The organism is Pseudaminobacter salicylatoxidans (genome assembly GCF_003148475.1).
Taxonomy (GTDB): domain Bacteria; phylum Pseudomonadota; class Alphaproteobacteria; order Rhizobiales; family Rhizobiaceae; genus Pseudaminobacter; species Pseudaminobacter salicylatoxidans.
Map to the genome: position 1 here is coordinate 54282 of NZ_QGGG01000002.1, position 22940 is coordinate 77221.

The following is a 22940-nucleotide window of genomic DNA, read 5'->3' on the forward strand; positions in this document are numbered from 1 at the left end:
TTTGGCCTATTGAATGACGCATCCAAAGATGCGAATCCGGCAATTTGGCCCGATAAAACGTACAAAATCGAATGGATTTTCTGCGATTTCGACAGGTTGCCTGCCGAAATCGCAGAGACGTTTCAGGGCCGGCGCTCGTTCGGCAATGAAGCCGCGAAGAAAACGGAACAGAGTTGGCGATGGCAGGCGTAGAGCAGATCAAGGTTGAGGCCGGCGAGGCGGGCATGCGGCTCGACCGCTGGTTCAAGGCGCATTACCCGGGGCTTGGCTTCGGCCACCTCCAGAAGCTGCTGCGCTCGGGCCAGGTGCGCGTCGATGGCGGCCGCGCCAAGGCCGATACACGCGTCGAGCCCGGCCAGATGGTCCGCGTGCCGCCTCTCGGTGTCGACAAGCAGGGCGAGGGCGCCCTGACCGGGCGCACCATCCGCAACCAGGACGACGGCGACGTGCTCGCCCAGATGCTGCTCTATGAAGATCCGAAAGTGTTCGTCTTCAACAAGCCGGCGGGACTGGCGGTGCAGGGCGGCTCGGGCGTCTCGCGCCATGTCGACGGCATGCTGGAAGCCTGGCGCAACAAGAAGGGCGAGAAGCCGCGGCTTGTCCATCGCCTCGACCGTGACACCTCCGGCGTGCTGGTGGTCGCGCGCACGCGTCTGGCTGCCATGAAGATTTCCGAGGCGTTTCGCGGTCGTGATGCCAAGAAGACCTATTGGGCGCTGGTCAAGGGCGTGCCGAAGAAGCGCGAGGACAAGATTTCCACCTGGCTGGTCAAGGACACGACCCCGGATGGCGACCGCATGCGCGTGGCGCAGCACGGCGAGCGCGGCGCCGACCACGCAGTGTCCTACTACCGGATCGTTGAGCAGGCCGCGCAGAGCCTGGCGTGGCTGGAAATGGAGCCCTATACCGGCCGCACCCATCAACTCCGCGTACATGCCGCCTATATCGGCTGCCCGATCATAGGCGATCCGAAATATTTCGAAGCCGACACCAACTGGGACTTTCCGGGCGGCATGCAGAACCGGTTGCATCTTCACGCCCGGCGCATCCGCATCCCGCATCCGGATCAGGGCGTGATTGACGTGACCGCGCCGCTGCCGCCGCATATGCGGCAGAGCTGGAACCTGCTTGGCTTCGACGAGGCAAGCGGCGAGACCGAGGAATGAGCGCGGCGGACATTCCGCAGCGTCGCGACACAATCGACCTGACGGCTGCATCGATCATGATTTTCCTCACGGTTTCGTGGGGGTTGAACGGTGTCGCGGCGAAGTTCGCCTATCTGGGCTTCAGCCCGGTTTTCCTGTCCATGGCCCGCTCGGCCCTTGGCGCGGTGATTATATATGCCTGGTGCCGCTATCGCGGCGTGCGCCTGTTCGAGCGCGATGGAACGCTGTGGGCCGGCATCATTGCCGGAATCCTGTTCAGCGGCGAGTTTTTGCTGGTTTTCGCCGGCCTCGAATATACGACCGTGGCGCGCAGCACGCTGCTTTTGAACGGCATGCCGTTCTGGGTGCTGATCGGCGGCCATTTCCTGCTTGGCGAACGGATGACGGTGCAGAAATGCCTGGGTCTTGCGCTCGCCTTCGCAGGCGTGGTGGTGGTGTTTTCCGACAAGCTGAGCAGCCCGGGGCCGCAGGCCATCATCGGCGACGTGATGGCGCTGCTGGCCGGCGTGTTCTGGGCGGCGACCACGCTGGTCATCCGCGCGACACGGCTTGCCAATGTCGGTTCCGAAAAGCTGCTTCTGTACCAGCTGGTCGTGGCGACGATCACGGCCATACCGTTTCTGCCGTTCGAAAATGAAGTGTTTCGCGACATCTCGTGGGTGCCTGTCACGGCCGTGCTGTTTCAGGCTGTCTATGTCGTCGCGTTCACCTATATAGTCTGGTTCTGGCTGCTGCGGCGCTATCCGGCAGCGGGACTGTCCAGTTTCGCCTTCCTGACGCCGATCTGCGGCGTTCTGTTCGGCGGCATGATGCTTGGCGAACCGCTGGGGCAGAAAATCTATCTGGCGCTTGGTCTGATCGTCTGCGGCATCATCGTCGTCAACAGGCCTGTCCGCCGTCCGCCGGTGTGAGGAAAACATGCGCGACCTTCTGAACGATCTCGAAACCTCCGACTTCCTGTCTGATCCCGACCCCGTGCGCCGCGCGCAAGGCCAGCTCAAGCGGCAACTGCCCAAGCGCTTCTACAAGGAAGCGAGCGTTGCGCAGGCCCCCGAGGGTTTCGCCGTGCATCTCGACGGCAAATCGGTGCGCACGCCGGCCAGGGCCTTGCTGGCATTGCCGACGCAGGCCGCCGCGCAACTGGTCGCCGACGAGTTCGCCGCGCAGGGAGAAGAGATAGATCCGATGACCATGCCGGTGACGCGCCTGGTCAATACGGCAATCGACGGCGTTGCCGTCGATCCGCAGGCGGTGCTGGAAGACATTTTGCGCTTCGCCTCCTCCGATCTGCTCTGCTACCGCGCCGACAGTCCTGAAAAGCTGGTGGCGAGACAGGCCGAGGCCTGGGATGGCGTGCTGGATTGGGCGCGCGCTTCGCTGGGCGCCCGTTTCCTGCTGGCCGAAGGGATCATGCATGTCGAGCAGCCACGCGAGGCGATCGGCGCCATCGGCATTCACCTGAGCCAGCGCAACGAACCGATGCGGCTTGCCGCGCTGCATCTGATGACATCGCTGACGGGCTCGGCTCTGCTGGCGCTTGCCGTCGAGACCGGCGAACTCGATGCCGAATCTGCCTGGGCTGCCGCCCATGTCGACGAAGACTGGCAGATCGAGCATTGGGGGCAGGATGCGGAAGCCGTGGCGCGCCGCAACAGCCGCAAGCGCGACATGATGGCGGCGGTCGATCTGCTCAAGGCGCTTTCGACACGCTGATGTTGGTGCGGGCCGGAAGCCTGCCGCGGCAGCACGTCTGTTGTGCAATGCTTCCGCTCAAACGAGTGCGATTGCTCATCTTTTGAGCAGGCAGCCGGATGCGATCCCGTCTCTTGGCGTGAGAATCCCGGATTTCTCAAACTGGCACGGAGCTTGCTTTTCTATCTGTGACCGGCCGCCTCATGGCCGATGCAGATGGATGAGAGGTTCGCATGACGAAGTACAAGCTCGAGTATATTTGGCTGGATGGATATACGCCGACGCCCAATCTTCGCGGAAAGACGCAGGTCAAGGAATTTGCCGAGTTCCCGACCCTGGAACAGCTTCCGCTTTGGGGATTTGACGGCAGTTCCACGATGCAGGCCGAGGGCAAGAGTTCGGATTGCGTCCTGAAGCCGGTTGCGGTCTATCCCGACCCGGCCCGCACCAACGGCGCGCTCGTCTTGTGCGAGGTCATGATGCCGGATGGCGTCACGCCGCATCCGTCGAACACCCGCGCCACCGTGCAGGACGATGATGGCGCCTGGTTCGGTTTCGAGCAGGAATATTTCCTCTACAAGGATGGCCGCCCGCTCGGCTTTCCGGAGCATGGCTATCCGGCCCCGCAGGGTCCTTACTACACCGGCGTCGGCTACAAGAATGTCGGCAACATCGCCCGTCAAATCGTCGAGGAGCATCTCGACCTGTGCCTTGCGGCCGGCATCAACCATGAAGGCATCAACGCCGAAGTGGCCAAGGGCCAGTGGGAGTTCCAGATTTTCGGCAAGGGCTCGAAGAAGGCGGCCGACGAGATCTGGCTTGCCCGCTACCTGCTGGAGCGCCTGACGGAAAAATACTGCGTGGACGTCGAATATCATTGCAAGCCGCTCGGCGATACCGACTGGAACGGCTCGGGCATGCATTGCAATTTCTCGACCAGTTTCATGCGCGAGGCGGGTGGCAAGGACTATTTCGAGGCGCTGATGGATGCCTTTGCGGAAGCGCGCGCCGATCACATCGCCGTCTACGGTCCCGACAACCATCTGCGCCTGACCGGCAAGCACGAAACGGCTTCCATCCATGTGTTCAGCTATGGCGTGGCCGATCGCGGCGCCTCGATCCGCGTGCCGCACAGTTTTGTCAACAATGGCTATCGCGGCTATCTGGAAGATCGCCGTCCGAACTCGCAGGGCGATCCCTACCAGATCGCGTCGCGCGTGCTGAAAACGATCTCGGACGTGCCGACCTTCTCGGAGAAGAAGGCGGCTGCCTGAAAAATAACGCAGGGGAGCACTCGCAAAAGGCCCGGAGGCAACTCCGGGCCTTTTCGCATTAGGCGGCTGTTCCGCGCTTATCTTTATGGCTTTTGGTGGTAGTCGGTATCCTTCCACGGCGGATTATAACTGCAATAGAAAGCTTCGCTGTTCGGTCTTCCCCAAAGAGTAACGGATCCATACCGGGGATGATCGTCATTTAGCCATATCCAATGAAAAAACAGATCTGAAGGATGCTCAAGCTCTTCCGCTAGATCATTCAGAATCTCGTGTTTCATAAGGTGCATGCACTCGTCATGAAGGTGCCCGGGTGGACAATTTTCAATCCAGATAAAGGAAGGGTTTGTTTTCCAACTGGTCATACATTGAGTTTCGGCGGAGGTGTAACCCAATGTCAAACAAAAAAGCCCCGGATCGCTCCGGGGCTTTCTTGTAATTATTTTCGGTACTTACACCGAGTAGTACATGTCGAATTCGACCGGATGCGGCGTCATTTCGAAGCGCATCACCTCGGCCATCTTGAGTTCGATGAAGGCGTCGATCTGGTCGTCGTCGAACACGCCGCCGGCCTTCAGGAAGCCGCGATCCTTATCGAGGCTCTGCAGGGCTTCGCGCAGGCTGCCGCACACGGTCGGGATCTTCTTCAGCTCCTTGGGGGGCAGGTCGTAAAGGTCCTTGTCCATCGGCTGGCCGGGATGGATCTTGTTCTTGATACCGTCGAGGCCGGCCATGAGCAGGGCCGCAAAGGCGAGATACGGGTTCGCACCCGGATCGGGGAAGCGGATTTCGACGCGCTTCGATTTCGGCGAGGTGCCGAACGGAATGCGGCAGGAGGCCGAACGGTTGCGCGCCGAGTAGGCGAGCAGCACCGGCGCTTCATAACCCGGGACCAGACGCTTGTAGGAGTTGGTTAGCGGGTTGGTGAAGGCGTTGACAGCCTTGGCGTGCTTGATGACGCCGCCGATGAAATACAGGCAGCTTTCCGAGAGACCGGCATATTCGTTGCCCGCGAAGGTCGGCTTGCCATCCTTCCAGATCGACATATGCACATGCATGCCCGAACCATTGTCGCCGAACACGGGCTTGGGCATGAAGGTGGCCGTCTTGCCATAGGCGTTGGCAACCTGATGCACGACATATTTGTAAAGCATCATCTTGTCGGCGTTGCGCACGAGCGCGTCGAACCGGACGCCCAGTTCATGCTGGGCGGCCGCGACCTCATGATGGTGCTTTTCGACCTGGACGCCCATTTCGCCGAGCACGGTCAGCATTTCGGAACGCATGTCCTGGCAGGAATCGATCGGCGGCACCGGGAAATAGCCGCCCTTCATGCGCGGACGGTGGCCGAGATTGCCGGTTTCATAGTCGGTGTCGTCGTTCGACGGCAGTTCGCTCGCATCGAGCTTGAACCCCGTATTGTAGGGATCGGCCTTGTACTTCACGTCGTCGAAAACGAAGAACTCGGCTTCCGGTCCGACAAAGATGGTGTCGCCGATGCCCTCGGCCTTCACATAGGCTTCGGCCTTCTTGGCGGTGCCGCGCGGGTCGCGATTGTAGGCTTCGCCCGAAACGGGATCGAGAATGTCGCACAGCACGACCATGGTCGACTGGGCGAAGAAGGGGTCCATGTGAACCGTTTCCGGATCGGGCATCAGGACCATGTCCGATTCATTGATCGCCTTCCAGCCGGCGATCGAGGAGCCGTCGAACATCACGCCGTCGGCAAACATGTCTTCGTTGACCTCGGAGATGTCCATGGTCACGTGCTGCAGCTTGCCCTTGGGATCGGTAAAGCGCAGATCGACGAACTTTACGTCGTTGTCCTTGATCTGTTTCAGGATGTCGTTGGCTGTCGTCATGATGTCTTTTCCTGTGTGATGACGTTTGGAGCGGTCTGGGGGGGTCAGATGGCGTCGAGGCCGGTCTCGCCGGTGCGGATGCGCACCACTTCCTCGATATTGGAAACGAATATCTTGCCGTCGCCGATGCGCCCGGTTTGCGCCGCCTTGCGAATGGCATCTATGGCCGCTTCGACGGAATCGTCGTTGAGCACCACTTCGATCTTCACCTTGGGCAGGAAATCCACGACATATTCTGCGCCGCGATAGAGTTCGGTGTGGCCCTTCTGGCGGCCGAAACCCTTCGCTTCGGTAACCGTGATGCCTTGCAGCCCGACTTCCTGGAGGGCTTCCTTCACCTCGTCGAGCTTGAACGGTTTGATGATCGCTTCGATCTTCTTCATTTGATTTGTCGGCCTCCGCTGGAAAAGAACGGGTTGAACCCCGATTGCCTTTGATAAAGCATGAACCGTGCCAATTGCATCCCGGTGCAAGAAAATTTCTTCCGCTCCCGAAATGCCGAAAGAAATTGCGTCTGTGGTTGCAAGACAGGCAATGCAGCCAGCATAGCCGGCACGGTGAAGGAGTATCGGAAACGGATTTGTTCGAAATTTGAGCGTCTTGCCTGTTTTTTGTGCATCTTCATGCTGGCGTCGGGCGGTTTTCGCCGGCACGGTTTTGGGCAATGATGCCAAAATCATCAGCCGATCCGGATCGCTGCCCATGCCGTATGAAATCCTCACCCCGAAGGAGATGGCGCAAGCCGACAGCCTTGCCATGAAGCGGGGGCCGTTCGACGGTTATGGCCTCATGTGCAACGCCGGCGCGGCAATCGCGGCGCTGATCCTGGAGCGGTTTCCGGGGTTGGCGCGGGTGGATGTGCTGTGCGGCCCCGGCAACAATGGCGGCGACGGTTATGTGGTTGCCCGCTTGCTGGCGCAGGCAGGTGTCGACGTGTCGGTCTGGGCGGAAGGAACGCCGCGCGCCGGCGGCGATGCCGCGCGGGCCGCATCCGATTGCCCGATCGTGCCGCGGCCGCTCGCCGAGTTCTCGCCCGTGCCCGGAAGCGTGATTGTCGATGCGCTCTATGGTGCGGGCCTGTCGAAGCCGCTGTCGTCAATGGCTGCACGCGCGGCGCGCTTGGTGGCCGGGCAGGGGGTGCCCGTGGTGGCGGTCGATCTACCCTCTGGGGTTTCGGGAGAAAGCGGCCAGCCGCTGGGGGACGCCTTCGCGGCCGCGCTCACCGTGACCTTCGCCCGGAAAAAACCCGGCCATCTGTTGCAGCCGGGCAGGCGATTGTGCGGCGATGTGGTGGTGGCGAATATAGGAATAACCGATGCGGTGATCGCCGAAATCGGGGCGTGCGCCTTCGAGAATGCTCCTGAACTTTGGCTTGAAGATTTTCCCATATCCCACGTGGATACCTACAAATATCGGCGTGGACATGTGGGTGTATTCAGCGGCGAGCCTTCGACGACGGGTGCTGCCCGACTGGCGGCCATGGCGGCGGCGCGCTCCGGCGCAGGGGCAGTGACCGTGCTGTCGCCGACGCGTTCTTTGGCGGTCAACGGCGCGCATCTGACATCGATCATGTTGCGCAAGGCCGACACGCTGGACGAGGTGCTGGCGTTTCTGGATGCCCGCAAACCGAAGACACTGGTTTTCGGGCCGGGCCTCGGGCCGGAGCCGGAGGTCGGAAACTTCCTGCTTGACCTTCTGGAGGCAATCGGCCGCGCGCCGGAGAGCATGGTGATCGACGCCGACGGTATCACCTCCACGGCCTTGCAGGCCGAGACGTTCTTCCGCGCATTGGAAAGGCAAGGCGCGCCGCAGACAATAATCACCCCGCATGAAGGCGAATTTCACCGTATGTTCAAAAGCATAGGTGAAGATTCTAACCTGTCGAAACTGGAGAAAGCTCGGCGTGCGGCGGCGGTGGCGAACGCCGTGATCGTCTACAAGGGGCCTGACACAGTGATCGCCTCGCCGGACGGGCGCGCGGCCATCAATGAAAATGGCACGCCGTTGCTGGCGACGGCGGGTTCCGGCGATGTGTTGAGCGGTATCTGCGCCGGGTTGCTGGCGCAGGGAATGGCAGCCTTTGAAGCCGCCTGCGCGGCGGTCTGGATGCACGCGGCCGCGGCGACGCATTTCGGGCCGGGCCTGATCGCGGAAGATCTGCCCGAGGCGCTGCGTCCCGTCCTTCGCGATATTTTCGCGCGGCGCGGCGCATAGCCCATTGCTGGCCGGGGCCGGGAGCTTGCGGACAAAACCTAGTGGTCGGCGTCTTCGGGCGGACGGGCGTTGCGACCCTTGCCGAATGTATAGCCGGTCTCCACGGCCTTCTTGCCGAACTTGTCGCGCAGGGCGTCGATGGCGCCTTCCGCAAGTGCGCGTTTGCGCGACTGCACATCGATCAGGTCTGGCGGATCGGCGCGGTCGGCAGCGCTCAGGTCGCTGACGCCAATGCCGAGCAGGCGGTATTTCGTGCCGTCGGTTTCCTTTTCCAGCAATTGCAGCCCGGTCTGGAAAATGCGGTCGGCCAGCCGCGTGGGGTCGCCGAGCTGCCGGTTGCGGGTGCGGATCTTGAAATCATGGGTCTTCAGCTTCAGCACCACGGTACGCCCGGCAATGCCGGCTTTCTTGAGTCTGGCCGAGACTTTCTCCGACAAGGCCCGCAGGATCGGAACCAGATCGGCGGCGGTGGCAAGGTCGGTGTCGAAGGTGGTTTCGGCCGACACGCTCTTGGCATCGTGGTCGGGTTCGACGCGGCGTTCATCCTGGCCGCGCGAAAGGCGGTAGAGGCGATCGCCCATCGTGCCGTAGCGGCGCATGAGTTCACCGCGCTCCATGCGCTGAAGCTGGCTGATCATGCGGATGCCGTCCTGCTCCAGCGTTGCGGCGAACGCCTTGCCCACACCCCAGATCATCGTCACCGGCTGTTCCGCGAGAAAACCGACTGCCTCGTCTTGCCCGATGACGGAAAAGCCGCGCGGCTTGCGGAAGTCGGAGGCAATCTTGGCGAGGAATTTGCAATAGGAAAGGCCAGCCGAAACGGTGATGCCGATTTCTTTCTCGACCGCCCGCGTGAAACGCGCCAGCACCAGCGCCGGCGGCTGGCCGTGCAGGCGTTCGGTGCCGGAAAGGTCCAGAAACGCCTCGTCGATGGACAGTGGCTCCACCAGCGGGGTCAGCGCCTGCATCATGGCGCGCACCTCGCGCCCGACCCGGACGTACTTTTCCATGTCCGGCTTTATCACCACCGCCCCGGGGCAGGCTTCGAGCGCCTTGAACATGGGCATGGCCGAGCGCACGCCATTGATGCGGGCAATGTAGCAGGCCGTTGAGACGACGCCGCGCTTGCCGCCGCCGACGATCACCGGCCTGTCCTTGAGCGCCGGGTTGTCGCGTTTTTCGACGGCTGCATAGAAGGCGTCGCAGTCGATATGCGCGATGGCGAGCGCATAAAGCTCCGGATGGCGTATCAGGCGGGGGCTGCCGCAGGCGCGACAGCGCATGCCCCCGCCGTGCTGCGGGCTCAGGCAGTCGCGGCAGAAACCGTGGCTGGGGTCGTTGACAGATGCGGACATCGCTGCGAACATAAGTGGAACATCATGATTTTATGGCAGCCGGTCGCCGCCTACAAGCGGCAAGCGGGAGGATGCACGTCAATGCTGACAATCGTTCCGGTGACGGGCGACCTTTGGCCGAAATTCGAGCATTTATTCGGCAAGCAGGGTGCCTGCTATGGGTGCTGGTGCACGCATTTTCGACTTCCGCCGGCGGTTCGGCGCGAAAACGACCGTGTCCGCAACAAGGAATTCATCAAGGCGCGAATCGAAACCGGCCCGCCGCCAGGCCTTCTGGCAATAGAGGACGATGTTGCCGCTGGCTGGATGCAGATCGGTCCGCGTGCCGATGTGCCGGAGTGGAACAAGCCGAACAGGGTGTCGATGCCGCTCGAACCGGGCGAGGCCGACGATCCGGCGGTCTGGGCGATTTCGTGTTTCTTCATTCGCAGCTCGGCGCGCGGTAAAGGGCTTACCCATCGCCTGGTCGCGGCAGGCATCGACTTTGCAAAGGCCAACGGCGCGCGGCATCTGGAGGCATGCCCGATGACCGAATCGAAGGATTCGCGCTCCGTCGGGCTGTTCGTGGGCTCCACCCGTGTATTCGAGAAGGCCGGCTTCGAACTGGTGGCCGAGCGCAAGCAAGGTCGCCCGCTCATGCGCCTTGCAATGTGAGGGAGCCAGCCCTCGCGTCGTGCTTGATTCTCAAAGCCCCAGTGCGGAGGCTATCTTCGGGGCAGCATCGGGCCAGTTGCGGGTTTCCACGACGCCTTCCGGAAGCGGTGGCATGAGGGCGCGCAGTTCCTCATGCGCCATCAGGTGGAAGAGATGCGCATCCGCGACGCTTTCGCGCGCGGAAAGCAGGTTGCGCGCAATATCGTCGACGAATGCAACCGGACGAGGCACCGCGCCGCGCAACTGGCGTATCGCCGGTCCCTTGGGCTGTTCGGTGGTAAGCAGCGGGTAGGGGAAGCCGAGGCGGTCCAGAAGCGCGCGGCGCGTGGCGCGATAGCGATGCGGCATCGCCGTCAGCATGACGATTTCAGCACTTTCGGCCAGCCGTGCGATCGCTTCCGCGGCACCCTGCGGCGCGGTCTGCCAGTCCGCCTGCACCTCGAAGAAATCGGCGATCAGTGTCGAAACGCGTTCGCTTGCAACAGCCGTCTGTGTCGCGCGCTCGAAGATGTTGCCGCGCAACCGGAACGAATCGGTCCGGAGTTCCAGCCCCAGCGTGTCAATGAAGGCGACGAACGGGCTGATGAATTCGAGCACGACCTCATCGACATCGAGCACGAGAAGGGGGCGGTCGTCATTGGCCAGTTCCGCAATCTGCCGGGCGGTCTCGGGATCGTCGCTCATATCGAGGTCTGGTGGCTGTCGTCGCCCAGGGGCAGGTGCCTGAGCGCCTTGCCGATTTCACCCGGCGCGATGCCGCTGGCCTGGGCGAATGCCATCAGCGTCGGCTCGTGGGCCAGCACGAATTGCAGCACGCCTGCGAGAAAGCCGGGCTCGCCGGCGGCCTGGCGGATGGCCGTGGCCTCGATGCCGGTGATGGCCAGGAAGCGCGGCAGCAGCTCGGGATCGGCCGCGATGAAGCCCAGCGCCTGGATGGCGATGGATTCTGCTGCTTCCTGTGTCGCGGGATGGTTCATTGCGGCAAGTCCTGTGCTGTCGATTGTCTCGAAGTAGCCCTTGGCCATTCTTCCGGCAAGTTGGCAAACAGACGCGGACAAGGTGATATAAGGCAGGACGAACGGCAACAGGCGCGAGGTTTCCGTTTCGTCAATCATCTCGCGCTAGTCTTGCGATGGGTTTGGTGCCATCGGCAGGGCGCGCGAAAAATGTCTTCCAATGCGCGATCGGCAGTCGGGACGGGAAAATGGCCAAGAAAGTAATGATCGTCGAGGATAACGAGCTCAATATGAAGCTCTTCCGCGACCTGATCGAGGCAAGCGGGTATGAGACGGTTCGCACCCGCAATGGGCTCGAGGCGCTCGATCTGGCGCGCACCCACCGGCCGGACCTGATTCTGATGGATATCCAGCTTCCGGAGGTTTCGGGCCTCGAAGTCACGAAATGGCTGAAAGAGGATGACGAACTGCATGTCATCCCGGTCATCGCGGTGACGGCCTTCGCCATGAAAGGGGATGAGGAACGCATCCGGCAGGGGGGATGCGAGGCCTATATTTCCAAACCCATTTCAGTGCCTCGATTTATCGAGACGATAAAATCCTATCTGGGCGACGCGTGATGAACATGCGTCCTCCACAGTCCGGGCAACCATCATGACTGCGCGCATCCTTGTCGTCGACGACATTCCCGCCAATGTGAAGCTGCTGGAAGTGCGGCTGCTGGCCGAATATTTCGAGGTGCTGACGGCGACCAACGGCGCCGACGCCATCGAGACCTGCGAGAACGGCAAGGTCGATGTCGTGCTCCTCGACGTCATGATGCCGGATATGGACGGGTTCGAGGTCTGCCGTCGCCTCAAGAGCGATCCGGCCACGATGCATATTCCGGTGGTGATGATCACGGCGCTGGATCAGGTGGCGGACCGGGTGCGCGGGCTGGAAGTGGGCGCCGACGACTTCCTGACCAAGCCGGTGAACGACCTGCAACTGATGACGCGGGTGAAGAGCCTGGTGCGGCTGAAGATGCTGACGGACGAGCTGCGCTTGCGCGCCGCCACCACCCGCAACATCGGCATTGAAGAACTGCTGAGCAGGCGTGCGCCGGCCGAGGGCGACATGCCGCGCATTCTGCTGATCGACGAGCGGCCGTCCTCCTATGAGCGCATCCAGAAGATGCTGCGCAGTGTGATGGAAGTCGATCTGGCCACCGACCCGCAGGATGGATTTTTCCAGGCCGCCGAAAAGCCTTATGACTGCGTGCTCGTTTCGACCGCGCTCGCGGATTTCGATCCGCTGCGTCTTTGCTCGCAATTGCGCTCGCTTGATCGCACGCGCTTCCTGCCCATCGTCCTGCTGGCCGATCTGGGGGAGGACGACCGCATCATCCGCGGCCTGGAACTGGGCATCAACGATTATCTGGTGCGGCCCATCGAGCAGCAGGAATTGATTGCGCGGCTGCGCACCCAGGTCAAGCGCAAGCGCTACAACGACCATCTGCGCGCAAGCGTTACCCAGACGATCGAAATGGCGGTAACGGACGGGCTGACCGGCCTGCACAATCGCCGCTATCTGGACAGTCACCTGCAGACCCTGTTCGACCGTGCGGTGGCGCGCCGGCGCCCGCTCTCGATGATGATCACGGATCTGGATCGCTTCAAGTCGGTCAACGACACCTATGGCCATGATGCCGGTGACGAGGTGTTGCGTGAGTTTGCCCGCCGCCTGCGCCAGAATGTGCGCGGGATAGATCTCGCATGCCGTTACGGCGGCGAGGAATTCGTCGTCGTGATGCCGGATACCGAAGGGCATATCGCCGCCAAGGTGGCCGAGCGCATCCGTGCGGAGATCGCGCGCCTGCCTTTCACGGTAGGCAAGGATGGGCAGACGCTGGAGGTCACCATCAGCGTCGGCGTGTCGTCGCTGAAGCGTGGCGCGGATACCGTAGCCGACATGATGAAACGGGCGGATGTGGCGCTTTACGAAGCCAAAAGCGGCGGCCGAAACCGCGTCGTCGCCAAGGCTGCCTGACACAGCAGGGGGCCGGGTGGCTTTTGCCTGAACGGCGTGACAGAGCTTCAACCAGCCGTGAAATGCATTGTGGTTAGGGATTTACCTTAATTTCGCTGATTCGGCGCGCGTGGTTAAGAAATTGTTGATTTTCAATTGGTCTTGCGCAAGTGTCGCATCGGAAAGATGAATGGGCGCCTGAAAGGTAGCGTGACGCGCACCGGAAAGCCCTGAAGTAACCCCATGATGCTCAGGTCCGCCGCATCTCCTGGGTCCATGGGGTCGGCCGGCCGGCGCTGGCACACAGTGGCCTCCTCGTACCGCTGCCAGATCGCCGACCGGCCCCCGATCTTCAAATTTTCCTGAATCAAATCGCCCTGAAATTGCATGAGATGCCGCCCGCGGTCTGTCGCGATTGTCCGCTGCTCGCTCCTGCATCACAAGCGCCAATGCCACCCGGCTGATCGCCCGCCATGTCTGGGCCGATCGGCACGAGCGTGCCGACGCCTGAGGCAGGGCACCAGGCCCCGCCTTTTCCGCTTCTTGCGCAGTCGGCAGGCGGAAGATCAATCCGCGCCGTCGTTAGGGTCCTCGGCTGTCGCCTCATTGGCGATCACCTCGACGTCCTGATTGCGCCCACCGACCACTGTGAAATCGCGCTGATAGATGCGATCCCGGTTCTTGGCGACGATGGTGTAGTCACCTTCTGCCAGCACCATGGTGGCAAAGGCGCCCACGCTTTCACGCACTGGGTCGCCGGCGGTGGTCAGCACCGACCAGGACGTGTCGGCCATCGCCTCGCCGCCTTCTTCGCGCACAAGTTTCAGCGTCACTTCGGCCGCGCGATGCTCAACCGTCGCCTCGGTCAGCTTGCCGGCCTCCACGCGGATGTCGGAGCGGATGACGGCGTTGACGCTCCCGTAGGTCGAGACCACATGGTAGATGCCGGCATTGAGCCGCACGATCGTGTTGGGGCTGACGTCAGGAATGATCAGCGCGCGGTCGCCATCGGCTTCAGGTGTGGCTTCGTAAATGGAAAAGCGCAGCTTCTTCGGCGGGATGCGCACGCCGCCGGCCAAAGTCGCGTCCAGCTTCAGGCCACCGGCGTCCAGCACGATGTTTTCGTGCTTGGCCTGTGCGCTGACGGTAATGCGCTTGGTGGCGCCGGCGCGGCCGAAAGAGGCATGAACCAGATAGCTGCCGGGCTCCAGATGGAAGATACTGGTGCCGCCCTGTGCTGATGCAACCAGTGGCAGCGTGCCGTCAGGACCCGGTTCCGGCCGGAACACGCGCCAGATCAGCCCGCGATTTATGTCGCTGCCCTGATCCGTCAGCTTGGCGGCGAGCGTGACCTCACCGCCCTGCTGGGCAAGGGAGGTTCCGCCATGTGGCGGCGCGTAGCCGGAAATGTCGGGCAGGTGCAGGCCGCGTAACGGGTTGCCGTCCTCGGCCTGGCCAGCCGATGGCGACAGTACGAGAATCGCGGCACCGGTAAAGGCGACCAAATGTCTGGAGAATCCGGCGATCATGACTTGTTTGAAGCGGAATGCGGTGGTAATTTCAAGGCTCTTTTCCAGCACGGCGCAACGCTGCAGCCGAGCCAGGGCCGTCTGCCGATAGGCGCCTCCAGCAAGCACAATCAGGAGAATACCAATCGTGTCGTCACCGATCATAGAATTCATGCTGGCGAGAAGCTCCGCCCCGATCCCGGAATTGCGCGAACCCGCGCCCGGCGACGCGGAGATCGAGACCATGCTGACCATCGCCTCGCGCGTGCCCGACCATGGTCGGCTCGAGCCCTGGCGCTTCATCATCTATCGCGGCGAAGCGCGCCATCGCATCGGTGAACAGCTTGCCGATCTGGCTGAACAGCGTGAGGGACCGCTGACTGAAGGTCGCCGCAATCAGGAACTGGCCCGGTTTTCGCGCGCGCCGCTGGTCATTGGCGTGGTGTCGAGCCCGAAAGAGAGCATCAAGATTCCACAATGGGAGATGTTCCTGTCGGGCGGCGCGGCGGCAATGAACCTCATCGTCGCGGCCAATGGCCTCGGCTACAAGACGAACTGGATCACCAACTGGTATTCCGATGTCGAGGACGGCCGTCGCATACTCGGTCTTGCGCCGCATGAGCGGGTCATCGGGTTCGTGCATATCGGCACGTTCGATGGGGAAGGGCCGGCACGCCCGCGCCCGGATGTCCGCAAGCTCTATTCCGAATACTCAGGGCCGTGGGAAGCTTGAGCCGATGTTTTACGAACCGTCCAAGGGCCATGGGTTGCCGCACGATCCTTCGAAAGCGATCGTAGCGCCGCGCCCCATCGGCTGGATTTCGTCCATCGGCGCGGATGGCAAGCTCAACCTGGCGCCGTATTCTTTTTTCAACGCGCTCTCTAGCAAGCCCTTTCTGGTCTGGTTTTCGTCGGGTGGCGAAAAGGACAGCTCGACCTTCGCAGCCGAAAGCCGGGAATTCGTGGTCAATCTCGTCGGCCGCGACCTTGCGGAAAAGATGAACCGAACCGCCGTGGATTCTCCGCGCGGGATCAGCGAGTTCGAATATGCCGGTCTGGAGGCCGTTCCGTCCCGGCTGGTGAAGCCGCCGCGCGTAGCGGGTGTGCCAGCCGCGCTCGAATGCAAGGTCACAGAGATTCTGCTTCCGAAAAGCCTTTCGGGCGAGGATTCTGGCGCTGTTGTGGTGATCGGCGAGGTTGTCGGCGTCTATATCGACGACGACTATCTGGTCGACGGCATGTTCGATATCGTCAAGGCCGGCAATGTCAGTCGTCTCGGCTATATGGAATACGCGGCCATTGACCACGTCTTTTCCATGCGCCGGCCGCGTTGGGAGCAGGACTAAACCTGAACCCCCGCGGCTTTCGCCCGAGCGAGAAGCCTTTCGGCGCGGCGCAGATGCGGGCGATCGTACATCTGGCCATCGATAGCCACCACGCCGGGATTGCCGGCTGCCTTGAAGGCCTCGACAACCGCCCCCGCTTGGGTGGTTGCCTCGGGTGAGGGGGTGAAGGCATCGTTGATGACCGCCACCTGTGCCGGATGGATGGCCATCTTGCCGGTAAAACCGTCGCGCTCGGCCTCCTCGCATTCGCGGCGAAACCCGTCCATGTCACGGAAATTCGGATAGACGGTGTCGATGGCAGCAGTTTCGGCAGCCGAGGCCGCAAGCAGGGTCATGGTGCGCGCCAGCCGGAAGACATCGGTGTAGGCGCCGCGCTCGTCGCGCGTGGTGCGCGCGCCGATGGCCGCCGAGAGGTCCTCCGCACCCCAGGTCAACCCGGCGAGTCGATTGCACGCACCGGCATAGCTTGCCGCTGCCAGAACGCCAGCGGCCGTTTCGGTGATGATCGGCAATATGGCGATGCCTCCATCCGGCAGTTGGTTTTCAGCTTCATGGACCCGGAGTTTCACCGAAAGCTGCTGCACATCCGCTCCGCTGTTTGACTTGGGCAGCATGATGCCGGTCGGCCTCGTCGGCACGAGCGCCGCCAGATCGTCGTCGGTAAGGCCAGTGGAAAGGTCGTTGACGCGTACATAGATCGCGGGACCCTGTCGCCCCGCCTGGGTGCGGATGAATTCGGCGGCTATCTGGCGCGCGGACGCCTTGTTGTCGGCCGATACGGAATCCTCCAGATCGACGATCACCACGTCAGCCTCGGAGGAAAAGCCCTTTTCCAGCTTCTTTTCCGAGTCGCCGGGAACGAACAGCAAAGAGCGCATCAGGCAGCCACCGTCTTTTTCTTCATCATGGCCTGGCGCGTGCACCTGGCCACCAGGACGCCGTTCTGGTTGAAGGCGCGGTGCTGGAACTCGACGATGCCGCGATCGGGCTTCGATTTCGATTCGCGCACCGAGAGGACTTCAGTCTCGACGCGGATCGTATCGCCGTGAAATACCGGATGCGGGAAGACTGTGTCCGTCATGCCGAGATTGGCGATGGTGGTGCCGAGCGTCGTGTCGTGGACGGAAATGCCGATCATCAACCCGAGCGTGAACAGAGAATTGACCAGCGGCTTGCCCCATTCGGTTTTGGAAGCGAAGTCGAAATCGATATGCAAGGGTTGCGGATTGAGCGTCATCACGGAAAACAGCATGTTGTCGCTCTCGGTCACCGTCTTGGTCAGCGTATGCTGGAAAACCTGACCGGCCGAAAATTCCTCCAGATACATACCCATGCCGAATTCCTCCTGTGGCTGAAGGCTTGATAATTGCTGCGCTGCATGGCCGCAAGCGCGTTAACAAATATGGTGAACCGTTCGTAAACCATTTGTCCCTAGCGTCATTTTCGGGGTTCGGACCAGTGAGTCCGGTGGAAAGGGCGTTGGATGATCGTCGGACATTTTCTGAAATGGGTCGATACCGCGCGTGTGGCTGAACGAGCGGCGGCGGCAGCCGCGCTTGCCCGCGCCTACGTTCAGAAGGAGTTGCCCTTCGAGGAGCGTTGCGCGGCGGAAGCGGCGCTCACGCTGTTGCTCGATGACCCTTCCGCAAAAGTACGACTGGCGATGGCCGAGGCGCTTTCCATGAGCCGTCATGCGCCTCTGCAGGTGATTTGCGCCCTTGCAGGCGACCAGGCGGAGGTTTCGGGCGTGGTGTTGGCGCGTTCGCCGCTGTTGAGCGATGCCGATCTCATCGACCTTGTCGCGGGGGGCGCTCCACCTACCCAGAAGGTGATCGCCGACCGGCCGGCGGTATCCATGCCGCTTTCGGCGGCAATCGCCGAAGTGGGCGACGCGGAAGCCTGCGCGGTTCTGCTGGGTAATGCCGGGGCTGTTATCGCCTCCCTCAGTTTCCGCCGCATCGCGGAGCGCCACGGAGACCTGCCGATGGTGCGCGAAGCACTGATTGCCGATCCGCGCCTGCCTTCCGATTGCCGGCACATGCTGCTGGTGAAGGTCGGCGAGGCGCTGAAACGTTCGCCTCTGGTAGCGGCGCTGATGGGGGCGGCTCGGGCCGAGCGTGTCATGCGCGACGCTTGCGTCAAGGCGTCGCTGACGCTCATCGAGGGAACGCGGGCGGAAGAACACGCGGCGCTGATCGAGCATCTGCGCCTGCGCGGCGACCTGACGACCGGCTTTCTCATTCGCGCCGTAACCAATGGCAAGGTGGATTTCTTCGGCGCGGCCATGGTGGCCCTTGGCGAACAGGGCGAGCAGCGGGTGCGGACATTGTTGGCAGGCGGGCGGGACATTGCGCTGTGCGCTCTGTTTCGCAGTGCGGGCCTCGCAGAGGCTACCCATAAACCGATCATCACCGCGTTGAAGGTCTGGCGCGAGGTCGCCAATGGCAAGCGTGTGGCCGGTGTGCAGGAGGTGAGTTGGCTGATGCTGCAGGCATTGGGCGAGGCGCCTGCCGCCGAAGAGCTTGCGGGCCTCTTGAAAGCCATCCATGTCGAGGCGCTACGCGACAACGCGCGTCGCCATGCTTTGGCGATCGCGGCGGCCTGATCAGGAACGCAGCCGCCCGAAGAAAATCGGGTAATCCTCCAGCGCCGCCGCAATGACGCGCAATGCTGCGGCTGCCTGCAGCGTCTCGGCATCAGAGCGTCTGGCGGCCATTTCGCTTGCGGCTTGCCGTGTGCTGTCTGCCATGGCCTGCAAGGATTTCTTGCCGGTTGGCGGAAGCAACGCTTCATTGGCGAAACGAGACAGGAAGGCCGCGATGAACGCCTTGTCCCGTTCCGCCAGCTTGCCGCCAAACTGAAGCTTGCGCAGGCGTAAGATTTCCAGCCCCACCGTAACCGCCGCCACACTGCCGCCAAGCAACGCCTTGCCGGTGTCTCCGAGCCGTTGCGCATAGGGCAGAAGCTGATTGATGCGGTCGTAGGTCAGGCTTTCGAAAGCCAAGCGGCGTGGTATGCGCTCATGCAGGCAAAGCCGCGCCAGATCTTCATGCAGTGCCCTGACGAGCCGTGCGGCGAAGATGTGCGGTCGTGCCGGCAGCACCACGGCGAAAACGCCCATTGCAAGCAATATGCCCACCAGAATCGATGCCGTGCCGTTGAAGAAGACCTGCGGCGCGTAGACCATTGTCTGGTGCGGATTGAGAAAGGCCAGAAAATTGATGGCGAAAGCCGTGGCGATGCCGACCAGTTGCCGGTTGGCCATGCCGAGCGCGCCGACGACAAGCACCGGAATGACGAACAGCATGAACCAGCCAAAGCCGGGCAGGGCGGGCAGCGCGATCTGGCCGACCATGAAGGAGAAGGGAACCGCCAGAAGCGTGCCCTTGAAGAACTCCCACGACGTCTCCAGTGGCGCAGGGCGCGAGGCGAACAGGCTCGATACCACGGCTACGATGATGGCGATGCCCGCCACATCGGCCCATCGTGTGGCCATCCAGAACGCGATCACCAGGGTGGTTGCCAATGCGGCTCGCACCGCGTTGCGCAGCGCGGCCTCCCGATCCCGATGCACCACCAGCGCCGGTTGACGCTTTTCGCGTTTTTCGTGCCGCGTCGCGGTCGGTTCGCGAACGGCATCGAGGCCGCGCAAGGCTTCCTTCAGAGCATCGGCGAATTCAGCGGCCAAAGTCAGCCGTGCCACGGTGCCTACCCGGTCGTCGCCTTCGGCGGCCTTGTCGGGAACGCGGCGCGCCTGCGTGGCGATTGCGTCGAGGCGTGCGACCCATGGCGCGGTGTCGTCGAGGGCGGCCACGCCGGTGGCCGAGAGGTCCGCCACCACCGATTTCAGCTCATTGCGCACCGGCATCAGCGCCACGTTCTGCGGTGCGGCATGGCCATGCAGCATGCGCGTGGTGGAAAGCGCCGAAAGGAAATGGCCGATCGTGCGGCGCACCGGATGACCGTGTGTGGCGAGGCTCGGCGCTTCCAGCCGCGCATAGGCACGCATCTCCGCCAGCGCCTGGGTTTCGGCGATGAGCTTGCGGTGCAGCGCATCGAGCTTGTCGTTGTCGCCCCCGGTAAAGGCCGCGCGGGCATAGGTCGCAAGGTCGATGATGCTGCGGCTGAGGCGCTGGATGATGGCGTCGCGCGCGAGTTGCGGAAGGATGAGCCGGCTGGCGATGCCGGCACAGACTATGCCCAGCATGATTTCGGAGCAGCGGGCAACCGCCAGTTCCACGGCAAGGTGTTGATGACCGAAAGCCGGCATGGCTATGATGGCCGCCGTGTAGCCCGCCAGCGCGGCGCCGTAAGCCTCGGGATTGCGCAGGAGCGATGCCGCATAGGTGCAAAGCCCGATCCAGATCGCCAGAATGGCGACGAACAGCCACGGGCTGGCGCTTACGGTAACGGTAAGCGCCACCGCCGCGAGCGCGCCGACCAGCGTGCCCAGCAGCCGGAAAAAGCCCTTGGCCAACACCATGCCCGCCACGGGTTGGGAGACGATGAACACCGTCATCATCGCCCATTGCGGCTGCTCCAGTTGCAGCGCATAGGCGACGGAAATCGCAATCAACCCGGCCGCTGTGGTGCGGATGGCAAAAATCCAGTCGGCGCGGGTCGGCTGAACGAAGCCCCGCAGCTTCGTCAGTCGGTCCATCAGGCCGCGCCTGTCCATGTTTTCGCCTGCCTGGAGGTTGCTTCCCTCAGATATCCAGTTCCTGCGCGTATTCGGCCCGCTCCTGGATGAAGCGGAAGCGCGCTTCCGGCTTGGTTCCCATCAGCGCCTCGACCGAGGATTTGGTCACATCTTCATCGTCCACGATGTCGACGCGCAGCAGCGTGCGCTTCCTCGGATCCATCGTGGTTTCCTTGAGCTGCGATGCCATCATCTCGCCAAGGCCCTTGAAGCGGCCGATCTCGATCTTGCCGCGCCCGGTGAACTCGGTGCGCAGCAGTTCGTCCTTGTGGGCGTCGTCGCGCGCATAGGCGGTCTTGCCGCCCTGGCTGATGCGATAGAGCGGCGGCACGGCCATGTAGAGGTGGCCGCCACGAATGAGCTGCGGCATTTCCTGATAGAAAAAGGTGATGAGCAGGGAGGCGATGTGCGCGCCGTCCACGTCCGCGTCGGTCATGATGATGACGCGGTCGTAGCGCAGGTCTTCCTCGCGATATTTCGAGCGCGTGCCGCAGCCAAGCGCCTGGATGAGATCGCCGATGAGCTGGTTCGAGGTCAGCTTGTCGTGACCGGCGCTGGCGACGTTGAGGATCTTGCCGCGCAGCGGCAGGATCGCCTGCATGGTGCGGTCGCGGGCCTGCTTGGCCGAGCCGCCTGCCGAGTCGCCCTCCACGATGAAGAGTTCCGCGCCGGCGGAAGCATTCTGCGTACAGTCGGCCAGCTTGCCGGGGAGGCGCAGCTTGCGCACCGCGCTCTTGCGCGACACTTCCTTTTCCTGACGGCGGCGCAGGCGCTCATCGGCGCGCGCGATCACCCATTCCAGCAGCTTGGTGGCTTCCTGCGGGTTGTCGGCCAGCCAGTGGTCGAACGGGTCGCGCACGGCGGTTTCGACAAGGCGCTGGGCTTCGATGGTGGCCAGCTTGTCCTTGGTCTGCCCTACGAATTCAGGCTCGCGAATGAAGACCGACAGCATGCCAGCGGCCGAGATCATCACGTCCTCGCTGGTGATGACCGAACCGCGCTTGTTGCCGACCAGCTCGGCATAGGCGCGAAGCCCGCGCGTCAGCACGTTGCGGAAGCCGGTCTCATGCGTGCCGCCTTCGCCGGTCGGGATCGTGTTGCAGTAGGAGTTCACGAAGCCGTCGCCGCCATACCAGGTGACGGCCCATTCCATGGTCCCATGGCCACCTTGGCGCTCGCTCTTGCCGGCGAAAATCTCGCGCGTGACCTGCAACTCGTTGCCGAGCGAGGCGGCCAGATAGTCCTTCAGGCCGCCGGGGAAGTGGAACACGGCCTTGGCCGGCGTGTCGTCCTTCTCCTTGATCAGCAGCGGATCGCAGCTCCAGCGAATTTCGACGCCGCCGAACAGATATGCCTTGGAGCGCGTCATGCGGTAGAGCCGCGCCGGCTCGAACGCCGCACCCTTGCCGAAAATCTCTTCGTCGGGATGGAAACGAACCTTGGTGCCACGCCGGTTGTGCACGTCACCGAGCTTTTCCAGCCCGCCTTGCGCAACGCCGCGCGAAAAACGCTGGCGATAGAGCTGGCGGCCGCGCGCGACCTCCACCTCCAGCAGGTCGGAAAGCGCATTCACCACGGAAACGCCCACGCCATGCAGGCCGCCGGAGGTTTCATAGACTTCCGAGTCGAACTTGCCGCCGGCATGCAGCGTGGTCATGATCACTTCCAGCGCGGATTGGTTCGGCGTCTCCGGATGCGGATCGACCGGGATGCCGCGTCCATTGTCGGTGACGCTGAGAAAACCGTCCGCACCCAGTTCGACCTCGATGAAGCTGGCGTGGCCGGCCACGGCCTCGTCCATGGCGTTGTCGATCACCTCGGCAAACAGGTGGTGCATCGCTTTCGCGTCGGTGCCACCGATATACATGCCCGGACGCCGCCGAACCGGCTCCAACCCTTTGAGCACGGTGATGTGCCGGGCATCATAACCTTCGCTCGCATCCTTGGCCGGCTGTGGCGCTGGCGCGCGCTTGGCCGCAGCCTGCGCCAGCGGGTCCGCCGGGCGCGAAGCGGGAAGCGAGGGTTGCTTGCCGAGATTGGCGAAAAGGTCGTTGTTGTCGTCCATCGGGAGGGGATCACGTTGCGCGAATCAGAAGGTCATACTGCCATGCTTTGCGGTTCAAGGCATGTGGTTCGTGTTCTGTTCATGTGGCGGGCATTGGTCAAGCCCATCCTGGCCTATTTGCGAGAAATGCGTGGGACGCATACGG

At 62.6% G+C, this 22940-nt stretch carries 22 protein-coding genes; 11 read left to right on the top strand and 11 right to left on the bottom strand.

Annotated elements, in window-relative coordinates; genetic code table 11:
* Nucleotides 1–179 precede the first annotated feature (179 nt).
* The 4 genes from C7441_RS02915 to C7441_RS02930 all read left to right on the top strand — a co-directional run bounded on the left by C7441_RS02915 (nt 180) and on the right by C7441_RS02930 (nt 4132).
* Nucleotides 180–1166 (top strand): RluA family pseudouridine synthase, encoded by a 987-nt coding sequence (locus C7441_RS02915; RefSeq protein WP_019171197.1) that lies wholly within the window; start codon nt 180–182, stop codon nt 1164–1166.
* The gene (locus C7441_RS02920; RefSeq protein ID WP_109611651.1) at nt 1163–2077 is read left to right on the top strand and encodes a DMT family transporter; all 915 of its coding nucleotides are present in this window, start codon (nt 1163–1165) and stop codon (nt 2075–2077) included. Before C7441_RS02915 ends, C7441_RS02920 begins: the two co-directional genes overlap by 4 nt.
* 7 nt (nt 2078–2084) lie before the next feature.
* On the top strand, nt 2085–2879 hold the full coding sequence (locus C7441_RS02925) for an ATP12 family chaperone protein (protein WP_109611652.1): 795 nt from the start codon (nt 2085–2087) through the stop codon (nt 2877–2879).
* A gap of 212 nt (nt 2880–3091) precedes the next feature.
* On the top strand, nt 3092–4132 hold the full coding sequence (locus C7441_RS02930) for a glutamine synthetase beta-grasp domain-containing protein (protein ID WP_019171194.1): 1041 nt from the start codon (nt 3092–3094) through the stop codon (nt 4130–4132).
* Nucleotides 4133–4581: 449 nt separating this feature from the next.
* Here C7441_RS02930 and glnA read toward each other — a convergent pair whose 3' ends face one another.
* A complete protein-coding gene (gene glnA, locus C7441_RS02935) occupies nt 4582–5991 on the bottom strand; it encodes a type I glutamate--ammonia ligase (RefSeq protein ID WP_109611653.1) in 1410 nt (469 codons plus the stop codon).
* Between the two features lie 44 nt (nt 5992–6035).
* Nucleotides 6036–6374: a P-II family nitrogen regulator gene (locus tag C7441_RS02940; RefSeq protein WP_019171192.1), complete on the bottom strand. Its 339-nt coding sequence runs from the start codon at nt 6372–6374 to the stop codon at nt 6036–6038.
* A gap of 319 nt (nt 6375–6693) precedes the next feature.
* On the opposite strand from C7441_RS02940, the gene C7441_RS02945 reads away from it, so the two are divergent.
* Entirely contained in the window at nt 6694–8205 is a 1512-nt protein-coding gene (locus C7441_RS02945; RefSeq protein ID WP_109611654.1) for an NAD(P)H-hydrate dehydratase, read from the top strand.
* Between the two features lie 38 nt (nt 8206–8243).
* Here the strand turns inward: C7441_RS02945 and C7441_RS02950 are convergent, their stop codons facing one another.
* Nucleotides 8244–9572 carry a DNA polymerase IV gene (locus C7441_RS02950; protein ID WP_109611655.1) on the bottom strand — a complete coding sequence of 443 codons (1329 nt, stop codon included), beginning with the start codon at nt 9570–9572 and terminating at the stop codon, nt 8244–8246.
* Nucleotides 9573–9641: 69 nt separating this feature from the next.
* Between C7441_RS02950 and C7441_RS02955 the strand changes: the two genes are divergently transcribed.
* Complete coding sequence (locus C7441_RS02955) at nt 9642–10214, top strand: GNAT family N-acetyltransferase (RefSeq protein WP_109611656.1); 573 nt, start codon at nt 9642–9644, stop codon at nt 10212–10214.
* A 30-nt stretch (nt 10215–10244) separates the two neighbouring features.
* On the opposite strand, the gene C7441_RS02960 is transcribed toward C7441_RS02955, so the two are convergent.
* Together C7441_RS02960 and C7441_RS02965 are read right to left on the bottom strand one after the other, a co-directional pair.
* The gene (locus C7441_RS02960; protein WP_109611657.1) at nt 10245–10898 is read right to left on the bottom strand and encodes a hypothetical protein; all 654 of its coding nucleotides are present in this window, start codon (nt 10896–10898) and stop codon (nt 10245–10247) included.
* Entirely contained in the window at nt 10895–11191 is a 297-nt protein-coding gene (locus C7441_RS02965; protein WP_109611902.1) for a DUF3572 domain-containing protein, read from the bottom strand. Before C7441_RS02965 ends, C7441_RS02960 begins: the two co-directional genes overlap by 4 nt.
* Before the next feature lie 242 nt (nt 11192–11433).
* On the opposite strand from C7441_RS02965, the gene C7441_RS02970 reads away from it, so the two are divergent.
* Nucleotides 11434–11790 carry a response regulator gene (locus tag C7441_RS02970; RefSeq protein ID WP_019171187.1) on the top strand — a complete coding sequence of 119 codons (357 nt, stop codon included), beginning with the start codon at nt 11434–11436 and terminating at the stop codon, nt 11788–11790.
* A gap of 34 nt (nt 11791–11824) precedes the next feature.
* The gene (locus tag C7441_RS02975) at nt 11825–13198 is read left to right on the top strand and encodes a PleD family two-component system response regulator (RefSeq protein ID WP_109611658.1); all 1374 of its coding nucleotides are present in this window, start codon (nt 11825–11827) and stop codon (nt 13196–13198) included.
* Nucleotides 13199–13329: 131 nt separating this feature from the next.
* Here C7441_RS02975 and C7441_RS23935 read toward each other — a convergent pair whose 3' ends face one another.
* The gene (locus tag C7441_RS23935) at nt 13330–13566 is read right to left on the bottom strand and encodes a hypothetical protein (protein WP_170124993.1); all 237 of its coding nucleotides are present in this window, start codon (nt 13564–13566) and stop codon (nt 13330–13332) included.
* 177 nt (nt 13567–13743) lie between these two features.
* Entirely contained in the window at nt 13744–14850 is a 1107-nt protein-coding gene (locus C7441_RS02985; RefSeq protein ID WP_109611659.1) for a hypothetical protein, read from the bottom strand.
* Between C7441_RS02985 and C7441_RS02990 the strand changes: the two genes are divergently transcribed.
* Both C7441_RS02990 and C7441_RS02995 read left to right on the top strand, forming a co-directional pair.
* The gene (locus tag C7441_RS02990; protein WP_109611903.1) at nt 14834–15418 is read left to right on the top strand and encodes a nitroreductase family protein; all 585 of its coding nucleotides are present in this window, start codon (nt 14834–14836) and stop codon (nt 15416–15418) included. The two genes, C7441_RS02985 and C7441_RS02990, sit on opposite strands and share 17 nt — an antisense overlap.
* A 4-nt stretch (nt 15419–15422) precedes the next feature.
* The gene (locus C7441_RS02995; protein ID WP_109611660.1) at nt 15423–16031 is read left to right on the top strand and encodes a flavin reductase family protein; all 609 of its coding nucleotides are present in this window, start codon (nt 15423–15425) and stop codon (nt 16029–16031) included.
* Here the strand turns inward: C7441_RS02995 and C7441_RS03000 are convergent.
* Together C7441_RS03000 and C7441_RS03005 are read right to left on the bottom strand one after the other, a co-directional pair.
* Nucleotides 16028–16909, bottom strand: coding sequence for an HpcH/HpaI aldolase/citrate lyase family protein (locus C7441_RS03000; protein WP_109611661.1), 882 nt, complete (start codon nt 16907–16909; stop codon nt 16028–16030). The two genes, C7441_RS02995 and C7441_RS03000, sit on opposite strands and share 4 nt — an antisense overlap.
* Entirely contained in the window at nt 16909–17364 is a 456-nt protein-coding gene (locus tag C7441_RS03005) for a MaoC family dehydratase (protein ID WP_040692520.1), read from the bottom strand. The genes C7441_RS03000 and C7441_RS03005 overlap by 1 nt, the downstream gene beginning before the upstream one ends.
* A 150-nt stretch (nt 17365–17514) precedes the next feature.
* Between C7441_RS03005 and C7441_RS03010 the strand changes: the two genes are divergently transcribed.
* Nucleotides 17515–18636: a DUF2336 domain-containing protein gene (locus C7441_RS03010; protein WP_109611662.1), complete on the top strand. Its 1122-nt coding sequence runs from the start codon at nt 17515–17517 to the stop codon at nt 18634–18636.
* On the opposite strand, the gene C7441_RS03015 is transcribed toward C7441_RS03010, so the two are convergent.
* The gene (locus C7441_RS03015) at nt 18637–20709 is read right to left on the bottom strand and encodes an FUSC family protein (protein WP_170124996.1); all 2073 of its coding nucleotides are present in this window, start codon (nt 20707–20709) and stop codon (nt 18637–18639) included.
* Between the two features lie 28 nt (nt 20710–20737).
* Nucleotides 20738–22795, bottom strand: coding sequence for a DNA topoisomerase IV subunit B (gene parE, locus C7441_RS03020; protein ID WP_109611663.1), 2058 nt, complete (start codon nt 22793–22795; stop codon nt 20738–20740).
* Nucleotides 22796–22940 lie beyond the last annotated feature (145 nt).

Bases quoted from the DNA above. Each gene is read 5' to 3' on its own strand.
- C7441_RS02995 (WP_109611660.1), top strand. From the start codon at position 15,423: ATGTTTTACGAACCGTCCAAGGGCCATGGGTTGCCGCACGATCCTTCG.
- C7441_RS02970 (WP_019171187.1), top strand. From the start codon at position 11,434: ATGATCGTCGAGGATAACGAGCTCAATATGAAGCTCTTCCGCGACCTG.
- parE (WP_109611663.1), bottom strand. From the start codon at position 22,795: ATGGACGACAACAACGACCTTTTCGCCAATCTCGGCAAGCAACCCTCG.
- C7441_RS02925 (WP_109611652.1), top strand. From the start codon at position 2,085: ATGCGCGACCTTCTGAACGATCTCGAAACCTCCGACTTCCTGTCTGAT.
- C7441_RS02915 (WP_019171197.1), top strand. From the start codon at position 180: ATGGCAGGCGTAGAGCAGATCAAGGTTGAGGCCGGCGAGGCGGGCATG.
- C7441_RS02930 (WP_019171194.1), top strand. From the start codon at position 3,092: ATGACGAAGTACAAGCTCGAGTATATTTGGCTGGATGGATATACGCCG.
- C7441_RS02965 (WP_109611902.1), bottom strand. From the start codon at position 11,191: ATGAACCATCCCGCGACACAGGAAGCAGCAGAATCCATCGCCATCCAG.
- C7441_RS02920 (WP_109611651.1), top strand. From the start codon at position 1,163: ATGAGCGCGGCGGACATTCCGCAGCGTCGCGACACAATCGACCTGACG.
- C7441_RS02945 (WP_109611654.1), top strand. From the start codon at position 6,694: ATGCCGTATGAAATCCTCACCCCGAAGGAGATGGCGCAAGCCGACAGC.
- C7441_RS02985 (WP_109611659.1), bottom strand. From the start codon at position 14,850: ATGATCGGTGACGACACGATTGGTATTCTCCTGATTGTGCTTGCTGGA.
- C7441_RS02975 (WP_109611658.1), top strand. From the start codon at position 11,825: ATGACTGCGCGCATCCTTGTCGTCGACGACATTCCCGCCAATGTGAAG.
- C7441_RS02960 (WP_109611657.1), bottom strand. From the start codon at position 10,898: ATGAGCGACGATCCCGAGACCGCCCGGCAGATTGCGGAACTGGCCAAT.
- C7441_RS02950 (WP_109611655.1), bottom strand. From the start codon at position 9,572: ATGTTCGCAGCGATGTCCGCATCTGTCAACGACCCCAGCCACGGTTTC.
- C7441_RS23935 (WP_170124993.1), bottom strand. From the start codon at position 13,566: ATGCAATTTCAGGGCGATTTGATTCAGGAAAATTTGAAGATCGGGGGC.
- C7441_RS03015 (WP_170124996.1), bottom strand. From the start codon at position 20,709: ATGGACAGGCGCGGCCTGATGGACCGACTGACGAAGCTGCGGGGCTTC.
- C7441_RS02940 (WP_019171192.1), bottom strand. From the start codon at position 6,374: ATGAAGAAGATCGAAGCGATCATCAAACCGTTCAAGCTCGACGAGGTG.
- C7441_RS03005 (WP_040692520.1), bottom strand. From the start codon at position 17,364: ATGGGTATGTATCTGGAGGAATTTTCGGCCGGTCAGGTTTTCCAGCAT.
- C7441_RS02955 (WP_109611656.1), top strand. From the start codon at position 9,642: ATGCTGACAATCGTTCCGGTGACGGGCGACCTTTGGCCGAAATTCGAG.
- C7441_RS03000 (WP_109611661.1), bottom strand. From the start codon at position 16,909: ATGCGCTCTTTGCTGTTCGTTCCCGGCGACTCGGAAAAGAAGCTGGAA.
- glnA (WP_109611653.1), bottom strand. From the start codon at position 5,991: ATGACGACAGCCAACGACATCCTGAAACAGATCAAGGACAACGACGTA.
- C7441_RS03010 (WP_109611662.1), top strand. From the start codon at position 17,515: ATGATCGTCGGACATTTTCTGAAATGGGTCGATACCGCGCGTGTGGCT.